General features: G+C 73.4%; 11 protein-coding genes. 1 reads left to right on the top strand and 10 read right to left on the bottom strand.

All coding sequences use genetic code 11. The features are described 5' to 3' along the window. Positions 1-67: 67 nt before the first annotated feature. Complete coding sequence (locus ACWC21_RS02105; RefSeq protein WP_450877160.1) at positions 68-1801, top strand: hypothetical protein; 1734 nt, start codon at positions 68-70, stop codon at positions 1799-1801. A gap of 72 nt (positions 1802-1873) precedes the next feature. On the opposite strand, the gene ACWC21_RS02100 is transcribed toward ACWC21_RS02105, so the two are convergent. The 10 genes from ACWC21_RS02100 to ACWC21_RS02055 form a co-directional block, all read right to left on the bottom strand. Then, a complete protein-coding gene (locus ACWC21_RS02100; protein WP_450877158.1) occupies positions 1874-2515 on the bottom strand; it encodes a cutinase family protein in 642 nt (213 codons plus the stop codon). 83 nt (positions 2516-2598) lie between these two features. Next, a complete protein-coding gene (locus ACWC21_RS02095) occupies positions 2599-3864 on the bottom strand; it encodes a PucR family transcriptional regulator (protein ID WP_450877156.1) in 1266 nt (421 codons plus the stop codon). A 122-nt stretch (positions 3865-3986) separates the two neighbouring features. Then, positions 3987-4931, bottom strand: coding sequence for an alpha/beta hydrolase (locus ACWC21_RS02090; RefSeq protein WP_450877154.1), 945 nt, complete (start codon positions 4929-4931; stop codon positions 3987-3989). 22 nt (positions 4932-4953) lie between these two features. Continuing rightward, positions 4954-8940 (bottom strand): acyltransferase domain-containing protein, encoded by a 3987-nt coding sequence (locus tag ACWC21_RS02085; RefSeq protein WP_450877152.1) that lies wholly within the window; start codon positions 8938-8940, stop codon positions 4954-4956. Beyond that, a complete protein-coding gene (locus tag ACWC21_RS02080; protein ID WP_450877150.1) occupies positions 8937-10685 on the bottom strand; it encodes a fatty acyl-AMP ligase in 1749 nt (582 codons plus the stop codon). The genes ACWC21_RS02085 and ACWC21_RS02080 overlap by 4 nt, the downstream gene beginning before the upstream one ends. A 93-nt stretch (positions 10686-10778) precedes the next feature. Further along, complete coding sequence (locus ACWC21_RS02075; protein ID WP_450877684.1) at positions 10779-12353, bottom strand: acyl-CoA carboxylase subunit beta; 1575 nt, start codon at positions 12351-12353, stop codon at positions 10779-10781. Positions 12354-12509: 156 nt separating this feature from the next. Continuing rightward, on the bottom strand, positions 12510-14585 hold the full coding sequence (locus ACWC21_RS02070) for a trypsin-like serine peptidase (RefSeq protein WP_450877148.1): 2076 nt from the start codon (positions 14583-14585) through the stop codon (positions 12510-12512). A 1-nt stretch (position 14586) separates the two neighbouring features. Beyond that, positions 14587-16419, bottom strand: coding sequence for a peroxidase family protein (locus ACWC21_RS02065; RefSeq protein WP_450877146.1), 1833 nt, complete (start codon positions 16417-16419; stop codon positions 14587-14589). Beyond that, positions 16416-18332 carry a GMC family oxidoreductase gene (locus tag ACWC21_RS02060; RefSeq protein WP_450877144.1) on the bottom strand — a complete coding sequence of 639 codons (1917 nt, stop codon included), beginning with the start codon at positions 18330-18332 and terminating at the stop codon, positions 16416-16418. Before ACWC21_RS02060 ends, ACWC21_RS02065 begins: the two co-directional genes overlap by 4 nt. Then, positions 18329-18739 (bottom strand): hypothetical protein, encoded by a 411-nt coding sequence (locus tag ACWC21_RS02055; RefSeq protein WP_450877142.1) that lies wholly within the window; start codon positions 18737-18739, stop codon positions 18329-18331. Before ACWC21_RS02055 ends, ACWC21_RS02060 begins: the two co-directional genes overlap by 4 nt. Positions 18740-18797: the final 58 nt, after the last annotated feature.

Here is an 18797-nt window from a genome sequence, read left to right as displayed (position 1 = left end):
CTCCCCGCTGCTGCGTATCCGTGAGCATCGGCCGGTCGGGCGCCCCGCGTGGTCCTACCGTCCGGCTATGAACACGAGTCGCAGCAGAAGAAGAACCGCGAAGACCCTGCGCAGCGCCGCGCTGGCGGTGCTGCTGACCACCGGCACGCTCACCGCGGTGGCCCCGGGCGCCCGGGCGGCGGCGGCCGCGCGGACCGAGACGCCGGTCGCGTCGACGAGTCCGGTGGCCGGGGTGACCGAGTCGGTGGTGCGGGTGAAGGTGCCGCTGCCGGCGTCCTTCGGGGACCGCCCGGCGGCGTGCGACTGGCTGTCGTACCTGCGCTACCGCGCCTCCGACGGTCCGGCCGCCTCGGCCGACGCCGACCGGATCCTGGTCGCCCAGCCCGGCATCCTGGAGGGAGCCGGGGCGTTCGACAGCGTCGCCCGCAACACCGTGGCGCGCGCCGCCGAACAGGGCCGGCACATCGAGTTCTGGGCCCTGGACCGCCGCTCCAACTGCCTCGAGGACCACACCGGCATCGACTCCGGTGACCAGCACACGGCCGTCGACTACTACTACCGCGGCAAGAAGGTGAACGGCCGCACCTTCGCCGGGTTCACCGGCAACGACCGGCTGGGCTGGATGGCGAAACTCGGCATCGAGCAGACGGTCCGCGACCAGTACGACCTGCTCACCGCCGAGTTGCCCGACCAGCAGCTGCGCAAGCGGAAGGTGCTGTGCGGCGGACATTCCCTCGGCGGTGTGATCACGGGGTACTTCGCGGCCGCCGACTTCGACGGCGACGACGCCACCACGGCGGACGCCGGATACAACCAGTGCGCCGGCTACTTCGCCCTCGACACCACCGTCTCCACCGATCTCGGGGACCTCAGCGGCAGCATCCCGGACGACACCGACCTCCCCGACATCGGTCTCGGTTACGGCGTCGTGCAGGCCGGCCTCGACAGCGGAGTCCTGCCCCGCTCGTTGTCCGCGCCGGTCCTGCTCAACCCGGAGACCATGACCCTGCTGGCCATCGCCGGCGTGGGTGCCCTCCAGGCGCCGGACGCCGAGGCCGACCTGCCCTCCTACCTTCCCGCCAACACCGACATCGAGGCCACCAACCGCTTCCTGTTCTCCAAGGACGCCGCCGCCTTCCTCACCGGCTCACCCGCGGTGAAGGACTTCCGGCTCAGCAACGACGCGGTACTGGGCGCGCTGATGGACGACGACTCCGTACCGCTGGCGTTCCTGCAGAGCAGCGTCGGCTTCTTCGACGGCGGACCGATCACCGACAAGAACTTCCCCGTCGCCAACGGCGGATCGCGGCAGCCCGCGCTGTTCGGCACCGAGTACAAGGCGATCCCGGAGCAGCCGCACGGGCCGCTGTACACATGGCGGAATTACGACCGTGTCGGCGACCCCGACGACCCCGGGTACAAGTCGGCCGACGGCACGCCCTTCACGAACGCCGGGAAGGAGGTCACCGACATCCGGGAGCTCGCCCGCAGCCTGGCCGAGCAGCCGCTGGACTTCACCGAGCAGTACTTCCCGACCAAGCTGGTCACCGACCTCGAACTGGCCACCTCCCCGCAGGTGAAGCGGCTCGTCGCGCACCCGGAGGGGCTCACCGCCGATCCGACGCTCACGGTGCTCGCGGGCGACGGACTGCTGGCCGGCCGGATACCGGCCGACCTGCACCCCGTGGTCGCCGACGGCTACCAGCACCTCGACGTGCTGACCGCGGCGCCGGTGCAGAACAACGGGCGCCCCGAGCCGGTCTCCACCAGCCTGGCGAGCTTCGCCCGCAGCCCGAAGTAACCTCTGCGGCACGGCCGAAGGGCCCGGGAGGATCTCCTCCCGGGCCCCGCCGTGCCCGCGGGTCCGAACGAATCAGACCTTGCCGGCGGCGAACGCGGCCGCCGCGTCGGCGTCGGCGGTGTAGCCGAGGTGCGCGAGGACGTCACCGCCGCCGTTCTCGCAGATCGGGTCGCCCTTGGCGCAGAAGTCGATGGTGCGGCTCTGGTAGGTGCCGGTGACGCTCTTGCCGAGGGCACGGATCGGGTTGCCGAACAGCAGCACCGCGGCGACCCTCGGCTCCAGCGCGGCCGGGATCGTGGCCACGATGGGGCTGCCGACCACCGCACCGGCGCTGCTGATGCCGATGGAGTTGTCGACGACATTCGCGCCCTGCGAATAACCGACCAGAACGAAACGCTGGTTCGGACAGGCCGTGGCCTGGCTCTCGACGTGGTTCACCAGGTCCGCGTTGCCCTGCGCGGCCGACGTGAGGGAGAGATCCGCCGGGTAGTTCACCTTGTAACCGGACAGCTTTTTGCCCGTCAGTTTCTTCTGCAGCGCGGAATACACCGGGTCGCCGACGATCGCGCCGAGCGTGCCCGGCTCGAAGGTGCCGCGGGCGGCGACGACGTCGATGTCCGAGCAGGTGGCGGCCGAGGCCGAGGGGGCCGAAAGGGCGGTCAGTCCGGCCCCGCCGAGCAGCGAGAGCGCGGCGAGGCACAAGCGGATGCGCATGGGGATCCTTTGCGGGGGTGGGGCGCGTTGACGCGCCTGCGGAAAAGGATGCCCCGAAGGTATTCGCGTTGACCGGTCAGCTGTTATGGACGGGAATTCAGAGATTCCATGTTTTTTGTTGCCGGTGTGAGTACCGAGGGTTCCCGTAATTCCCCGGCGCGTAGTGCCAGGATGAGGTCCAGACGGGTGCCGGGGTCGTGCAGGGCGTCACCGAACAACTTCTCCAGCTGGCGCAGACGGTAGCGGACCGTCTGCGGGTGGACGTGCAGCCGCGCGGCGACGTCCGGCACATTGCTGCCGCTGAGCAGCCAGGCCAGCAGCGTCTCGGCGAGCCGGGCACGCTGGCCGTCGGAGACCCCGTCCAGGGGGGCGAGGACACGCGCCTCCAACCGGTTCAGCAGCGACTCGTCGCTGTGCAGCAGCAGCGTCGAGAGATGGTCGGCGCAGCGCACCACGCCCTGCCGGGGCAGGATCCCGCGCCCCATCAGCCCCAGCGCCCGGGTGGCCCAGTGCAGCGACTGCGCGGCCTCGGTGAGCGGAACCGTCGGGCCGATCGCGGCCGGACGGCCGCGCAGCGCGAGGGCGAACGCCCGCCCGCCGAACCGGCCGGCACCGTCCGGGTCGGGTACCAGCATCCGTGGCGGCCGGGACGCCATGTCCACCAGCGCCCCGGCCGTGGCCAGGGGCCGGTCCTCCTCCCGCTGTTCGGGGGTGGCCGCGAGCGCGACGACGGCGACGTGCCGGGGCACCGGCCAGCGCGCCCCGTGCGCCAGGTCGTGCACGGCCTCCGGCGACACCGGACCGTCGCCCAGCAGGAGATCGAGCAGCCGCCTGCGGCGCCGCTCCAGCTCGTCCGTGCTGCGCAGCTGGGCCTCGGCGTACCCGGCCGCCGCCGCCTCCGCCACCTCGTGCACGGTCCGGAACGCGAGTTCGCCCAGCGCCGCCACGACCGCGGAGTCCAGCCCCAGTTCCTTGGCCGTACGGCCCATCAGCCGCCAGGCGTGCAGCCCTCCGATCCGCAGCGCGGACTGCAGCGCGTCCAGGCTGCGGCCCTCCAGGGCCTCACCGCGTCCGAGTTCGTAGTACGTCGCGGCGATCGCGTCGCCCTGACCGCGCGGATCGGCGATGTGGTCGACGAACAGGGTCAGCGCCTGCACCACCCCGGCCCGGAGATTGCGGCGGTACGTCCCGTCGGCCGGGCGTGCGTACTCGGGAACCTGGCCGCGGACCTCCTCCTCCACCTGGTCGGCCACCGCTTCGAGCTGGGCCCGCAGCAGTTCGGCAAGGCCGGGCGGCAGCGGCGGGGCCGCCGGTCCGTCCGGCACGCCGCGCGGGGTGGGGACGGCCATCGCGGACACTCCTTTCACCCGGAACCGGCTCACCCTGGGGCCGCTGCCCGTGGGGTGAGGGGGGCGTCCTGTGTCTGACGGACGTCCCCCGCGCTCCGTTCCGTGCCCCGACGGCACCGACATCACTCCGGTACCCCCAGGGCACGGGCGAGCATCGGCCACGAGGCGGTGAACTCCCTTTTCCAGTATGTCCAGCTGTGGGCGCCGCCGGTGTAGTAGTGGGTGGTGACCGGGATGCCGAGCAGGGCGAGCGTGTCGGTGAAGCCGTGGGCGGACAGCCACAGGGCGCTCTCCAGCGCCTCGGGCCACAACTCGTCGGTCCCGCCGGCCAGTCCGCTGCCGCTGGAGACGTACAGGGGGGTGCCGCGCAGCCCGGAGGCGCGGGCGCGCGGGTTGAAGTCCTGCCAGGTGAGCAGGTTCAGGATCGAGTTGCCCCAGAGATTCAGGGGCAGCAGCTTCTCGCGGGCCACGATGGCGTCGACGATCGGGGGAACACCCGGCGCGGTGGTGTCCAGGATGCCGCTGTAGGAGGCCGCCGCGGCGAACGCGCCCGGGTGGCGGGCCGCGTGGGCCATGGCACCGTAGCCGCCGGTGGAGACACCGGCGACCGCCCGTACCCCGGAGGCCCGGTAGTTCCGGGCGAGCAGTGACGGCAGCTCCTTGAGCTGGAAGGTCTCGTAGTCGGGGCCGCTCAGCCAGTCGGTGGGAATGCCGGTGGGGCCTCCGTCCGGCATGGCCACGATCAGGTCGCGGCCCTCGGTGAAGGCCTCGATGTCCGTCTCCCGCGTCCAGGAGGTGTAGTCGTCGTGGGCGCCGTGCAGCAGGTACAGCACGGGGTAGGTCCGTCCGGTCTGCGTGGCGTGGTCCGTCGGCAGGATCAGGCGTACCGGCGCGCTGCGGCCCAGTGCGGCGGAGGACACGGACACGTCGAAGGTGCGTGGTCCCAGCCGGGTCGCCGCCCGGGCGCGCGTGGTGCCGGTGGCGGCGCCGAACAGGACGGCCAGCGAGGTGGCGGCCGCGGCTCTGGTGACGGCGCGTCGGGACACTCCGGTGGTGGGGTGGGACATGGCGGCTCCTCGTGGTTCCGGTTCAGCGGCTCTGTGCGGCGAGCTCGCGCCGCAGATGGGCGGCGATCTCGTCGACGTGCGGCGGGTCGAGCAGCGACAGATGGTGGCCCGCGACCGGCACGACGGTGAGGCGCGGGCACACGTCGTCCCAGCCCAGCGCCTGGTCGTCCCGCTCGTACGCCGGGTCGCGCACGGTGTGCGGGGCGGGTTCGGTGGCCCGGTACAGCACCACCCGCCCCTCGTGGCGGCCCGGCTGGTGGGCCTCGCCGATCCTCAGATCCAGATAGGAGGCGCGCTGGTGCTCCAGCGCGGCGGCCGGCACGTCGGCGGCCTCCCTCAGGGCCCGCAGCACGGTGTCGATGCGCTCGCCGTCGTCGTCCATCGCGAGGAGCTCGTCGTACGGCAGCCGGAGCCGCACCCCGTAGGTGTCGGCGACGTGCCGGGCGAAACCCGTGAAGTGGGCGCGGAGCCGGTCGGCCGGGGAGCGGCCGGGCCGGGGGAGGGGCCGCACGGAGTCGATCAGTACCACCAGTCCGACGTCCCGCCCGGCGGCGGTGAGCTGCCGCGCGGTTTCCTGCGCGACGAATCCGCCGAAGGACCAACCGCCCAGCAGGCAGGGGCCGTCCGGGTGGGCGGCGGCGACCGCCTCGGCGTAGCGCCTGGCCTTCTCCGGCACCGTCCGGGCCTCCTCGATCCGGTCCAGCCCGTACACCGGCCGGTCGTCCCCGAGCCGGTCGGCGAGCGCGCGGTAGACGTCCGGGGTGCCGCCGGCCGCGTGCACGAGGAAGAGCGGGGGCCGGGAGCCGGTGACGCGCAGCGGGCGGAGCGGGCCTGCGGAAAGGGCCTGCTGGATGCGGTCGGCCGCGTCCCCGACGGTCGCGGCGCCGAACAGGTCGCGCAGGGGGAGCTGGACGCGGAACTCGCGTTCGATCGCGCTGCGGACGCGGACCGCCATCAGAGAGTCCAGCCCGAGGCCGGCCAGTGCGGTGGCCGGGGTGACACGGCCCTGCGGATGACCGGTGACGGTGGCGATGTGGTGGCACAGGCGGGCCGGGACCGAGGTGTCGTCCGGCGCGACGGCGGCCGCTTCCCCGTGAGCCGGGGGAGCCGCGGGCGTGGCAGCGACGGGCGGCCGTCCGTCCGTCCACCAGTGCCGGACATGCCGCCAGCGCGGTCCGGGAAGGTCGATGACCCGGCCGGGCGGCAGCGGCAGGCGTCCCCCCGCCGCGTAGAGCGCGCCCAGGTGGGTGAGGAAACCCTCGCAGCCGTCCGCGTCGCGGCGCAGTGTGCCGACGGCGAGCGCGCCGGGGACGGTGCCGGTGACGGCCCGGGTCAGCACCGGATGCGGGGAGACCTCCACGAAGGCGGTGTGCCCGTCGGCCGCGGCCGCCGCGACGGCCCGGTCCAGGCGCACGGGCCGCCGCAGGTTCGCGGCCCAGTGGGCGGCGTCGAAGGCGGAGGAGCCGCGCGGGTCGTCGAGGACGGTGGAGTAGAACGGGACACGGGGCGCCCTGCCCCGGACGTCGGCCAGCGCGTCGGTCAGCTCGGGCAGCAGCCCGTCGACCTGGGGGGAGTGACCGGCGCCGACGACCCGCATGGTCCGGGCGGCCCGGCCCTCCCGCTCCAGCCGCCGCACCAGCCGGGTCACCGCGGGCTCCTCGCCGGTGACGACCTTCTGGCCGGGCGAGGAATGGACGGCCACGTACACGCCCGGGAAGTCCCGTTCCAGGGAGTCCGCTTCGTGGTCGTCGAGGTCGACGACCGCCATCGCGCCGCCCCGCAGCCCGCTGAGCAGCCGGGCCCGTACGGCGACGACCCGGGCCGCGTCCGACACGTCCAGGGCGCCCGCGCACACCGCGGCGGCCACCTCGCCCATGGAGTGACCGATGGCGGCGGCGGGCTCGACACCGTACGCCCGCCACAGCTCCGCGAGCGCCACCTGCAGGCCGAACAGGACGGGCTGGGCCACCTCCAGCCGGTCCAGGCCGCCTCCCGAGGCCAGGTGGTCGTACAGGGACAGACCGCACTCCGCGGCGAGCTGCGCGTCGAGCTTCTCCACGGCGGCGGCGAACGCGGGCTCCTCCGCCAGCAGCCGGCGCCCCATGCCGGCCCACTGGCTGCCGTACCCGGAGAACACCCACACCGGCCCGCGCCCGACGAGGTCGCGTTCGTCGGTGACCACCCGGGCGTGGGGGCGGCCGCCCGCCAACGCGACGAGTCCCTCCGCGAGTTCCTCCCGGTCGCGGGCGACGACGGCGGCCCGCACCGGTCCGCGGCGGGTACGCCCGGCGAGGGTGCGTGCCACGTCGGCCGGGTGCGCGGCGCCTCCCTGGGGAGTGAGCAGCCAGTCGGCGAGCCGGGCCGCGGTGTCCCGCACCCGTTCCGTGTCGACGTCGCCGAGCAGGTGCAGCCGGGTGGCCGGCCCGTCGGCCGGCGGCACCGGGGCACCGGGCCGCCATTCCTCCAGTACCGCATGGGCGTTGGTGCCGCCGAAGCCGAACCCGGAGACCCCGGCGGTGGCCGTTCCGGTGTAGCGGGGCCACGGCTCGGGCTCCGTCACCACCCGCAGCCGTGTGTCAGCCAGGGCGCTGCCGTCGGCGCAGTGCAGGGACGGCGGAATCAGGTCGTGGTGCAGCGCGAGCACCGTCTTCACCAGCCCCGTGAGGCCCGCGGCCGACTCCAGGTGCCCGAGGTTGCCCTTGACCGAGCCGAGCAGCAGCGGCTGGTCCGGGTCGCGGCCCGGACCGAGCACGGCGGCGAGCGCGCCCGCCTCGATCGGGTCGCCGAGCGGGGTGCCGGTGCCGTGCGCCTCGACGTAGTCGACCCGCTGCGCGGCGAGTCCGGCCCGTGCGTAGGCGCTCCTCAGCAGTGCCTGCTGGGCCGCGGGGTTGGGCGCCAGGAGGCCGCCCGAACGGCCGTCGGAGTTGACGGCGGTGGCGCGGATGACGGCCAGCACACGGTCGCCGTCCCGTTCGGCGTCCTCCAGTCGCTTCAGAAGCACGACCGCGCACCCTTCCGCGCGTCCGATGCCGTCCGCCGCCGGGGAGAACGGCTTGCACCGGCCGTCCGGGGCGAGGGCTCCCGCCCGCCGGAACGCGACGGTCACGGTGGGGGAGAGCAGCACGTTGACCCCCGCGGCGATCGCCGTGTCGCTCTCGCCGGTGCGCAGGCTCACGCACGCGTGGTGCAGGGCGACCAGCGAGGAGGAACAGGCGGTGTCGACGGCCATGCTCGGCCCGCGGGTGTCCAGGACGTACGCCAGACGGCCCGCGGTGACACCGAGGGCCGCGCCCGCCGGCGCCCACGGATCGACCCCCGTGGGATCGGCGCCGGTCAACTGTCCGTACTCCGGGGCGGACACGCCGACGAAGACACCCGTGGCGGTGCCGGCCAGGGAGGCGGCCGGGACGGCGGCGTGGTCGAGTGCCTCGTGGACGACCTCGAGGAGGATCCGCTGCTGCGGATCCATGACGGCGGCTTCGCGCGGGGTGATGCGGAAGAAGTCCGCGTCGAATCCGGCGATGTCGTCCAGATAGCCGCCGTGGCGGGGCGCCTCGGCGGGTGGGAAGGCGGTGAAGTCCCGCCAGCGGTCCTCCGGCACCCGCCGGATCGCGTCGACACCCTCGCTCAGCAGCCGCCAGTAGTCCGCCGGGCCGTGCACACCCCCCGGCAGCCGGCAGCCGACCCCGATGACCGCCACGGGTTCGGCGGGAGCCGTCGGGACCGCCGGAGCCACCGGGGCCCCGGTGGCCGGTGCGGCCTCCGTCACCGTGGCGCACAGGCGCGCCACCAGGGCCTCGCCGGTGGGCGCCTCCCACAGCAGGGTCGGAGGCAGTTCACGGCCCGTCAGACGGGACAGCTCCCCGGCGAGGACGACCGCGTCGCGCGAGGCCATGCCGAGGTCCGCCAGCGGCCGGTCCATCGGTACGTCCCCGGCCGGGGTGCCGCTCCAGAGGGCCACCCGCTCGGCGATCAGGCGGCGCACCGAGCTCTCGTCGGGGGCGCTCACCGGGTGCTCTCCGCCGTGTAGGCGCCCTCCAGGTACCGGGCACGGGTCAGTGCCCGCGACACCTTGCCGCTGGAGGTACGGGGAACGGCGCCCGGCTGGACGAGGACCACGTCGGCGAGGCGCAGGCCGTGCCGCGCGGAGACGGCCGCGCGCACGGCGCGCACCAGGTCCGGTACGTCGATCCCCGCGAGGTTCGTGGTCCGCACGTGCTCGGCCACCACGACCACCCGCTCCCCGTCGGGTCCGGGCACGCCGAAGGCGGCGAGCCTGTCGCGCCGCACCACCGGGTGCGCGTCCTGGGCCGTGGCCTCGACGTCCTGCGGGTAGTGGTTGCGGCCGTCGACGACGATGAGGTCCTTCAGCCGACCGGTCACGACCAGCTGGCCGTCGAGGACCGTGCCCAGGTCCCCCGTGCGCAGCCAGCCGCCCCCGGCGGCCGGGTCACCGGCGAGGACGGCGCCGAAGACCCGCCGGGTCTGCTCCTCCTGGTTCCAGTAGCCGCGTCCGACGTTCGGCCCCTGCACCCAGATCTCCCCGACCTCTCCCTCGGACAGGGCGGTGCGGGAGACGGGATCGGCGATGCGGACCCGCTGGCCCGCCGGGATGCCGCAGCCGGCCAACCGCACGGCCGTGGCGTCGTCGGCCGGCGCGGGCAGGGCCTTCCCGGTGGCGAGGGCGTCGCGGTCCAGGGTGAACACGCGCAGCGGCTCCCCGGGCCCGGCGGCGCTGACGAAGACGGTTCCCTCGGCGAGTCCGTACGACGGGCAGTGGGTGCCCGGCGCGAGACCCTGCGCGGCGAAGGCGGCGTGGAAGCGGTCGGCGGTGTCCGGGCGGACCGGCTCGCTGCCGTTGATCAGCGCGGAGACACCGTCCAGCCGGAGGTCCGCCTTCTGCGCGTCGGTGACCACCGATGCGCAGTAGTCGTAGGCGAAGTTCGGCGCGGCACTCACCGTGCGCGGATGGGCGCCGAGCAGCCGCAGCCAGCGCGCCGGCTCGTGAAGGAAGGCGACCGGGTCCATCAGCACCGACAGCAGACCCCGCTGGACCGGTGCGGCGACGCTGAGCACGAGCCCCATGTCGTGGTAGAGCGGCAGCCAGCCGACGCAGGTCGGCGGATGCTCGTCGGCGCCGTAGGCGGTGAGCGCCTGGCGGGCGTTGGCGACGACGTTGCCGTGGGTGATCTCCACGCCCGCCGGGGTGCGGGTCGAACCGGAGGTGTACTGCAGATAGGCGAGCCCTGCCGGGTCGGGCGTGCCCGGCCGCCAGTCCCCGGCGGCGGCGTCGGGCACCTCGTCCGCGACGACGATCCGCACCGCCGTGCCCGCGCAGAACTCCCGCACCTCCTCCGCCGCACCGCTCGTCGTCACCACGACCGCCGGACACGCGTCCGCGAGGACCGCCGAGAGCCGGTCGCCGTGCCCGGGCAGACCGGGCGGATACAGCGGTACGGCGACCAGGCCGGCGGTGAGCGCCGCGAGGAAGGCGGTGACGTACTCCGTTCCCTGCGGGCACAGCAGCGCGACCCGCGCTCCGGGCCCGGCCTCCTCGGTGAGCCGGGCCGCCAGCGCCCGGACCCGCAGGTCGAGGCGCCGCCAGATCAGGGTGCGGTGGACGCCGCGCGAGTTCGCGGCGGGATGGTCGACGAAGGTGAACGCCCGGCGGTCGGGGATGGTCTCGGCCCAGTGCCGCACGTACTCGGGCAGGGTCCGGTACGCGGGCGCGAGCGGGGGGCGGCGGCTGTCCATCGGGCATGGCTCCTCACGTCACGGAAACGGGCTTGCGGGTCGGCGCGGGCGGCGCGGTCACGGCGGTCAGAGCAGCGGGGCGGAGCGCGGCGGTCAGAGCGGGATGTTGCCGTGCCTGCGCTCCGGCATCTGGGCACGCTTGCCGCGCAGCGCGCACAGGGCGCGGCAGACGTGGGCGCGGGTCTCGCGCGGCGCGATGACGGCGTCGACGTAGCCGCGCTCCGCGGCGGTATAGGGCGTCCCGTGCGTGCGCTGGTAGGCGGTGACGAGGCGGGCGCGCAGCGCCTCGGGGTCGTCGGAGGCGGCGAGTTCACGCCGGTGCAGCAGGCCGACCGCGCCCTCGGCGCCCATCACGGCGATCCGGGCGGTGGGCCAGGCGAGGTTGACGTCGGCGCCCAGGTGCTTGGAGCCCATCACGGCGTACCCGCCGCCGTACGCCTTGCGCACCACCACGGTCACCTTCGGTACGGTCGCCTCGGCGTACGCGTACAGCAGTTTGGCGCCGCGCCGGATGATCCCGCCCTGCTCCTGGCGGACACCGGACAGATAGCCGGGGACGTCGGCGAAGGTCAGCAGCGGAAGGCCGAAGGCGTCGCAGAACCGCACGAAGCGCGCCGCCTTCTCCGAGGCGTCGATGTCGAGGACGCCGGCGGCGTGCAGTGGCTGGTTGGCGACGACGCCCACCGACGCGCCCTCGACACGGGCCAGGGCGCAGATGATGTTCGGCGCGAACAGCTCCTGCACCTCCAGCAGTTCGGCGTCGTCGACGACCTCGCGCAGGATCTCCCGCATGTCGTAGGCCTGCTCGAGCCGGTCCGGGACCACCCGGTCGAGCCGTCGTCCGTCGGGTGCCGCTCCAGGGGCGTACCGGGGCGGCTCCTGCAGGTTGTTGGCGGGCAGGTACGACAGCAGGTCGCGCACCGTGTCGATGGCGTCCCGCTCGTCGGCGGCGAGGAAGTGCGCGTTGCCGTTGACCGTGTTGCTGGTGCGGGCGCCGCCCAAGTCCTCGGCGCTGGTGCGCTCGCCGGTGACCGCCTCGATGACGTCGGGTCCCGTGACGAACATGTGCGAGGCGCCGTCCACCATCACGGTGAAGTCGGTGATGGCCGGCGAGTACGCGGCCCCGCCGGCGCACGGCCCCAGGACGACCGATATCTGCGGGATCACCCCCGACGCCTTGACGTTCCGGCGCACCAGCTCGGCATAGAGGGCGAGCGAGGCGACGCCCTCCTGGATGCGGGCGCCACCCCCGTCGTTGAGCCCGATGACCGGGCAGCCGGTCTTCAGGGCGAGCTCCATCAGTGCGACGGTCTTCTCCCCGAAGGCCTCGCCCATGCTGCCGCCGAAGACCGCGGAGTCCTGGGCGAAGACGCAGACCGGACGCCCGTCCACCGTGCCGTGCCCGGTGACGACCCCGTCGCCGTACGGGCGGCGGGCATCGTCCCCGGTGGGGCGGGCCCGGACGAACAGGCCGGTCTCGGCGAAGGAACCGGCGTCCAGCAGCAGCCCGATCCGTTCCCGTGCGGTGAACTCACCCCGCCTTCGCGGCCCGCCGGGCGCCACCGCGCGCGCTCGGCGGTGCTCCAGCTCGATGATGCGGTCGGCGGTGCGGTCGGACCCGTGGGCCCCCGTCTCCCGCGCCTCGGACGTCGTCGCCTCTGTCGTCACAGCCACCTCCGAAGTGGCTTTCGAATATGGCAGCGACCGGGGGACGGGCCGAGTGGATGGCCTCTCTGTGTGCGTGATGTGAGTCCCGCGACGGCGGGGTTCGTGCCTGCGTGACAAGGGACCGCCCCCCGCGGGGCGGCCCCCTGGTGGGCGGGCTCAGCCGAGCAGGTGCTTGCCGATCCCCGAGGCCACCTCGGCGTGCGACAGGTACTCCACGATGCTGTGGGCCCGGTCGCGGGCGTTGAGCACGGCGATGTCCACGAGGCCGTCCGCCCAGTCGTCGGCCAGCGGACAGCCGATGGCCACCGCGTCGGTCGGGCACCAGGCGTTGAGCCAGTCCACCACCTTGTCCGGCCGCTTCGCCCCGCCGACGAGCAGCCTGCTGTACACGCTGTCCAGCCCCAGCGGGCTCCCCGCCGTGGTGAGGTGGACCGCCCGTACGCCGGGGGACAGGCGGGTGGTGAGGTCCATGCCGACGACCGTGCCGAGGCTGTGGCTGACCAGCACCACCTCTCCGGCGTCCGGCACCGTCTGGAGCACGCAGTCCAGGACGTCGTCCCGGATGCGCCGGTCCTCCAGGTAGGCGGCCACGTCACGGAAGACCAGGCTGATCGTGAGCGCGTCGAGGTCGCTCCGGGCGGCCAGCCAGCTCAGCTGCCGCTGCAGGGCCCCGACCACGTCGGGCAGGCCGATCCGTTCGGCGACCGGCAGCCCCTCCCGGGGGATGTCCCACTTGGCGGCGGCCTCGCCGACGATGTCGCCGTACACCGCGTGCGCGCCCGGAGCGGCGGGTGCGACCGCTTCCGCCGCCGCGAGGACCGTGGACTCCCCGATGGTGGGGACGGCCGCGGGCGGGGCGAGCGCCTGTGCCAGCCGGTCGCCGTAGAAGGGGAACCAGACGTCCGCCGGATCGACCGGCGGGAGCCCGGCGCGGACGAGTCCCTGGTTCAGTCCGGCCGTCCATTCGCGGCGCAGCTTCTCGGGGTCCTTGCCCTCCTGCGAGCGGCCGTGCAGGAAGACCAGGTGCCGGTCGCCACCGAACGCACCGTCCCGCGCGGCCGGGCCGGCCGTCCGGGGGCCGGCCCGCTCGGGGGCCGGGGCGGGCACGGTGACGGCGGCGGGGGCCACCGCGGGACCGGCGGGGATCACCGCGGGACCGGCGGGGATCACCGCGGGACCGGCGGCGGGCTGGGGCTGCTGCAGGCCGGACTCCGGTCCCGTCCCCGCCAGCAGTTCCCGCTGCCGCTCGGTGAGGGGGAGGGCGGCGAGGTACGTGAGGATCGAGCTGACGCGTACGCCCTCGTTGGACACCCAGTCGATGGCGTCGTCGCCGTCACCGGGTTCCCAGAGCTGCCCGTCGGCGCGCAGGACCCGGCCCTGGTCGTCGGTCCTGGGTACGCCGCTGTGGTGGAGGGCGACGACCTCCCACTGGTCGTTGTAGACCGGGGAACCGGAGTTCCCCGGCTCGGTGTCCGTCTTGTAGTGCAGGAAGTCGTCGAGCCGCACCTGGAGCATGTTGTCGCGGACGGCGATCTCCTTCAGCCGCCCCATCGGATGCCCGACGACGTTGACCGGCTCGCCGATGACCAGTTTTCCCGGCTGGGCGCTGAGCCGGTTCCAGCCGAACGTCTCACCCGGCGGCCGCCCGTCCGGGCCCGGGGCGACCAGGACCAGAGCGAAGTCCAGGCCCTGGTCGGCCAGGAAGAACCCGTCGGGGTCGAGTTCCAGCCGCGTCGATGCCTGCGGTGCGTTGTCGACGGTCACCTGGGCGTCGAACTCCACGAAGCACTGCCGGGCCGCGTCCGCGTCGGTGAGCACGTGATGGTTGGTCATCAGCAGGCTCGGCGACACCAGGAACCCGGTACCGAGCGGCAGTTCACGGCCGCCGTCCCGCACCGAGATCCGGGCGACCGTGCGTGCGGCCCGCGCACCGCGCGGCAGGAAGCTCCACGCCTGCAGCTCCTTGGACACGCCGAGGATGCGTTCGTACGCGGCGGGCGGTGCCAGCGGCTCGGCACGTACGGCCTCGACCACCATGGCGGCGGGCACCGCCTGCCGGTCGAGCAGGCGTGCGGCGCGTGCGGCGAGGTGCTCCTGGGAGTCCGGGAACGCGACTCCGGCGTCCTGCTGCCGTTCGACCTCCCGGCGCTCGTCACTGGTCTCCCGGTACCGGTCGGCCGCCGCCGTGATGTGCCGCCGAAGTTCCTCACGGGACCTGTCCACCGCGTCCATCTCAGCTCGCCGCCCGTCCGGTGGTGTGCCAGGGCAGGAAGGCGTTGTCCAGCCCGGCGAGGGCCGTACGCAGCTCGGGGTGGTGGCGCAGCAGCACGGTCACCATGGTGTTGTCGTCGATCCACGCCATGCCGGCCCTGGAGTAGACCTCGGGGGTGTAGTACTCGGTGAAGAACCGGTCGCTGTTCAGCCGGCGCGAGGCCATCAGGATGAAGATGCGGAACGCCGTGTCGCTGAACGCGAATCCGCGCGGCAGCTTCTCCGCGTACAGCCCGACCGTCAGGTCGACCTTCTCGATGTCGCCGTCGTAGAGCCGCTCGATCTCCTCGGCCCACGTCGGGTTGTCCGTCAGCTCGGTGAAGCTCTCCGCGGGCTTGAGCCGCAGCAGCCGCCGGAACTCGTTGTAGCGGGGCACGCCCAGCTCCCTGGAGCGCAGGACGTCGGTGGCGGCGAGGTCCTGCAGATGTCCGTCCGGGCGCTCGAACTCCTGCAGGAACCTGGGGAAGTTGTGCAGGGTGACCAGCCCGGGGTGGAGCGTGCCGAAGCTGTAGAGCAGGTCGGTCATCTCCGTGGTCTCCAGGAACTTGAGCGCACCGGGGCCCGAGATGTCGCGCAGCGTGCAGTGGCGCAGGGTCGAGTCGTCCGCGGCGGAGCGCAGATGCCATTCGTCGCGGATGAGCGGGTGCATGCGGTAGACGGCGACGAACTCCTCGGTCAGCGCGTACGGGACGCCGTAGTGGTCCGTCCGCGCGCCCGGAATGCCGCTGACGACCTCACTGCCGCTGATCCGGCCGAACAGGTCGTGGACGCGCTCGCCCGCGACGCCCCACCAGTTGGCGTGCAGCGCCTTGACGGTGGTGGGGTGGCTGATCACGGCCGGGGTCCACTCCACCGTGTGGATCTTGGCGAGCAGGGCGGCGTTGACGAGCCGGGCTCGCTGGAACAGCTCCTCGTCGCCCCAGGACGGGTACGCGGCGTGCAGATGGTCGCAGATCGCGTTGTGCTCCCGGGTGAACAGGTCGTGCATCATCGCCAGGCCCAGCCAGAAGCCGGGGACCTGCGAGGGGTCGCGGGAGGGGTCCGAGGGGATGGGGGACTGCTCGTCGTCCCACAGGTGCAGCTTGCCGAGGGAGCCGGTGCGCATCAGCCGCTGTTCCGTCTCGTTCGACCCGTAGATCTGGGAGGCGTCCCACCAGTGGGAGGAGGCGTTGACGCGGGTGTCGGGCGTGCCGGGCGGTGCCTGGGGGTCGCGGGTCGGGTCGTCCGGGGTCCGCATGATCCGCATGGGGTGTTCCGGCCACGGGTCGTCGTCCGTGAGCGGGACTTCCCAGGGGCGGTCCGTGGGGCTGGTTCCGTGGCTGAACCAGTCCCGGATCATGAACTGCAGCCAGGCGGACACCAGCGAGTTGACCGACTCGGCCGGGATCAACTCGCGGCGGGTGAGCACGGCCCGGCTGACCTCGCGCGGATTGGGGCCGGCCAGTACGTCCGAGGGCGTGGCCGGGGCGATCTTGTCGAGCGGGATGTTCCGGCCGAAGCGGGTGCCGGCCATGCCCATGCGCGGCTCACCGAGGTCGTTGTGGCTGCCGTCGGCGGTGCGGTTGACCTTGTGGTCCGCGGACGGGGGCGCGGGTTCGGGCAGGTTCACCGACGGCAGCCGGCCGGTGTCGTGGAGGTTCTTCCGCCGGAGCCCCACACGCAGGCCGACGATGGTGAGCAGGCCCGCGACGACGGGCAGCCGGTCCCAGCCGACGCGCCGGTCGACCTTCTCGGCGACGGTGGTGAGGATCCGCCAGGGCAGTGAGGTGCGGTAACCGGCTCGTTGCGTGCTCATCGTGGTACTCCTTGTGCGGATTCGAGGATCACGTCGCTCGCCTTCTCACTGATCATGTAGATGGGCGCGGCGACGAAGAAGCCGGGAATACGGGGGAAGACCGAGGCGTCGACGATCCGGAGGCGGTCCACGCCGCGCACCCGGAAACGGCTGTCGACGACGGCCGACGGGTCGTCCGCCCGCCCCATCCGGCAGGTGCAGGACGCGTGATGGCCCCAGGCCTCGTCCTGGACGAAACGGCGGATCGCGTCGCGGCCCTCGACCTCCTCGCCGGGCCACAGCTCCTCGCGGATCACGGCCGAGGCCCGGCGGTTCATCCCGCGCACGAACTCCACGGCGCCCGTCATGGCCTCCAGGTCCAGGCCGTCCTTGTCGGTGCCCTCGGTGAAGTAGTGGAAGTTCACCAGGGGGGTGTCACGGGGGTCGGCGGAGCGCAGCCGTACCCGGCCGCCGGTGTTGTGGGTGCGGCTCTTGAGGATGGCCCAGGTGAAACGGTCCCGGTGGCGGGTCAGGTCCTGGGAGTACCCGGGGCGGTAGCCGCGGAAGTCGAAGGGGCCGCCGAAGACGAACAGGTCGGGGGCGTCCAGTTCGGGCCGGGACTTGCGGGTGATACCGACGACGGCGCCGTTGGTCGTGTACAGGCCCTCGCCGCGCTGCCAGTCCCGGTAGCAGCGGTCCGGTTCCGCGCCGGGCGCGGGTGCGTGGAAGCCGCAGTCCTCGATCAGCCGGAACGGCCGGTCCGTCCGGCTGACCACGCCGATCTCGTACCGGTCCTGCAGATGGGCGCCGACGCCCTGCAGGTCGACCCGTACGGGGATGTCGTGCCGCGCCAGTTCCTCGCGCGGTCCGATGCCCGAAAGCATCAGCAGCTGCGGGGTGTTGAAGGCTCCTGCGGACAGGATCACCTCGCGGGACGCGAGGACCCGGTGCAGAACCGGTGGCCGGGGGGCCTCCGGTCTGCCCGGGTCGGCCCGGTAGGCGTGCGCCTCGTGCAGACAGTCGACGCCCCTGGCCGCTCCGTCTCCGTCCAGTACGACCCTGGCGGCGAGGGTGTGGGTACGGACCACCAGTCGGCCGGGGTGGTCGCGCTGCACCGCCCGGACACGCTCCCGCACCGCGCTGCGCCGGCCGCCCGCCGTGGAGAGCGGGATCTGCCACAGGCCCTGCAGGGCATGCGTCTGCACCCGCCAGTCGTTGGGGTCGACGAACGAACCGAATCCCTCCAGCGGGGACAGCGGACGGTCGAGGAAGTCGGCGAGCGTGTCCTCGGCGGCGGAGAGGACCACCTTCAGCAACTGCTCGTCGGTGACGGCGAGCCGGGGGTCGGCGAGCGCGGTCGGCAGCCAGCCGTCGAACCCGTGCCGGGCGTCGTTGCGGTACCGGGAGGACGTGAGGGGCAGGGATCCGAGCAGCGCCGCCAGCAGCCGATTGCGCGGCGGCTCCTTGGGCCGGGGCCGGTAGGTGCACCGTTCCAGCCGCTCGAAGTACCGCCGCATGGCCGTGCTGTGCCAGGTGGCGTCACCGGTCTCCTCGGCGATGGCGTCCCAGTCGCTGTTGTACGGGTAGACGGTGATCAGCGCGTGGTGCGCGGTGCAGCCGCCGACCGCCGCGGCGCGCGGATAGAGGATGCCGCGGTCCGCGACGAACTTGCTGTCGCGACGGTGCTGCTGCTCGTCGGCATAGTGCCGTACGAAGTAGTTCCAGCACTGGACCGGGTCCTCGGAGGCGTCCGCGTGGAAGGCGGGGACCAGGTAGTTGTCGTCGTCCTCGGCGCCGCCCGCGTCGAGCAGCAGCGTACGGAAACCCCCGGCGGCGAGATTGGCCGCGAGCGGGCCGCCGCCCGCGCCGGCACCCACGACGACGTAGTCGAAGCCCGTCTCGGCCGGGCCGGTGGCAGGCGGCTCCGCGGTCACTTCCGGTTGTCCTTCGGCTCCGCGAGCGAGTCGGCCGCCGTGACGGCCAGGGCCGTGTTGACGGCCGAGATGAGTGTGGTCAGCACCGCGGTACGCGGCGGAAGCCGGCCGCCCAGTCCCAGCGAGGCCGCCGTCGCGGTGTCACTGCCGTGGATCAGGACGCCCTCACGCAGGTCCTGCCGCAGCCGGTCGCCGTGGCTGGTCAGCAGGTCGAGACCGAGCAGCACCGTACGGATCCCGAAGAGCCGGAACGCGTAGACGGCCGCCGGACTGGGCGGCTCGTGACCGGGGTCGAGACGCCGGATCAGCAGGTCGGGCGCCAGCAGTCCGGTGGCCCCGTTGAACAGCCGGATTCCGGCGAGGGCGTAGACCGGGGCAGAGCGGGGGGAGGCGGATTTCTTGGCCATGACGGCTCCTGGGGAGAGGTACACCCTGGAAGCGCTCCAAGCACCACGATATGGGTGT

The organism is Streptomyces sp. NPDC001348, assembly GCF_053597535.1.
This window is presented reverse-complemented; position numbering and strand designations above follow the sequence as displayed.

Bases quoted from the DNA above. Each gene is read 5' to 3' on its own strand.
- ACWC21_RS02095 (WP_450877156.1), bottom strand. From the start codon at position 3,864: ATGGCCGTCCCCACCCCGCGCGGCGTGCCGGACGGACCGGCGGCCCCG.
- ACWC21_RS02100 (WP_450877158.1), bottom strand. From the start codon at position 2,515: ATGCGCATCCGCTTGTGCCTCGCCGCGCTCTCGCTGCTCGGCGGGGCC.
- ACWC21_RS02070 (WP_450877148.1), bottom strand. From the start codon at position 14,585: ATGGACGCGGTGGACAGGTCCCGTGAGGAACTTCGGCGGCACATCACG.
- ACWC21_RS02090 (WP_450877154.1), bottom strand. From the start codon at position 4,931: ATGTCCCACCCCACCACCGGAGTGTCCCGACGCGCCGTCACCAGAGCC.
- ACWC21_RS02055 (WP_450877142.1), bottom strand. From the start codon at position 18,739: ATGGCCAAGAAATCCGCCTCCCCCCGCTCTGCCCCGGTCTACGCCCTC.
- ACWC21_RS02065 (WP_450877146.1), bottom strand. From the start codon at position 16,419: ATGAGCACGCAACGAGCCGGTTACCGCACCTCACTGCCCTGGCGGATC.
- ACWC21_RS02080 (WP_450877150.1), bottom strand. From the start codon at position 10,685: ATGGACAGCCGCCGCCCCCCGCTCGCGCCCGCGTACCGGACCCTGCCC.
- ACWC21_RS02105 (WP_450877160.1), top strand. From the start codon at position 68: ATGAACACGAGTCGCAGCAGAAGAAGAACCGCGAAGACCCTGCGCAGC.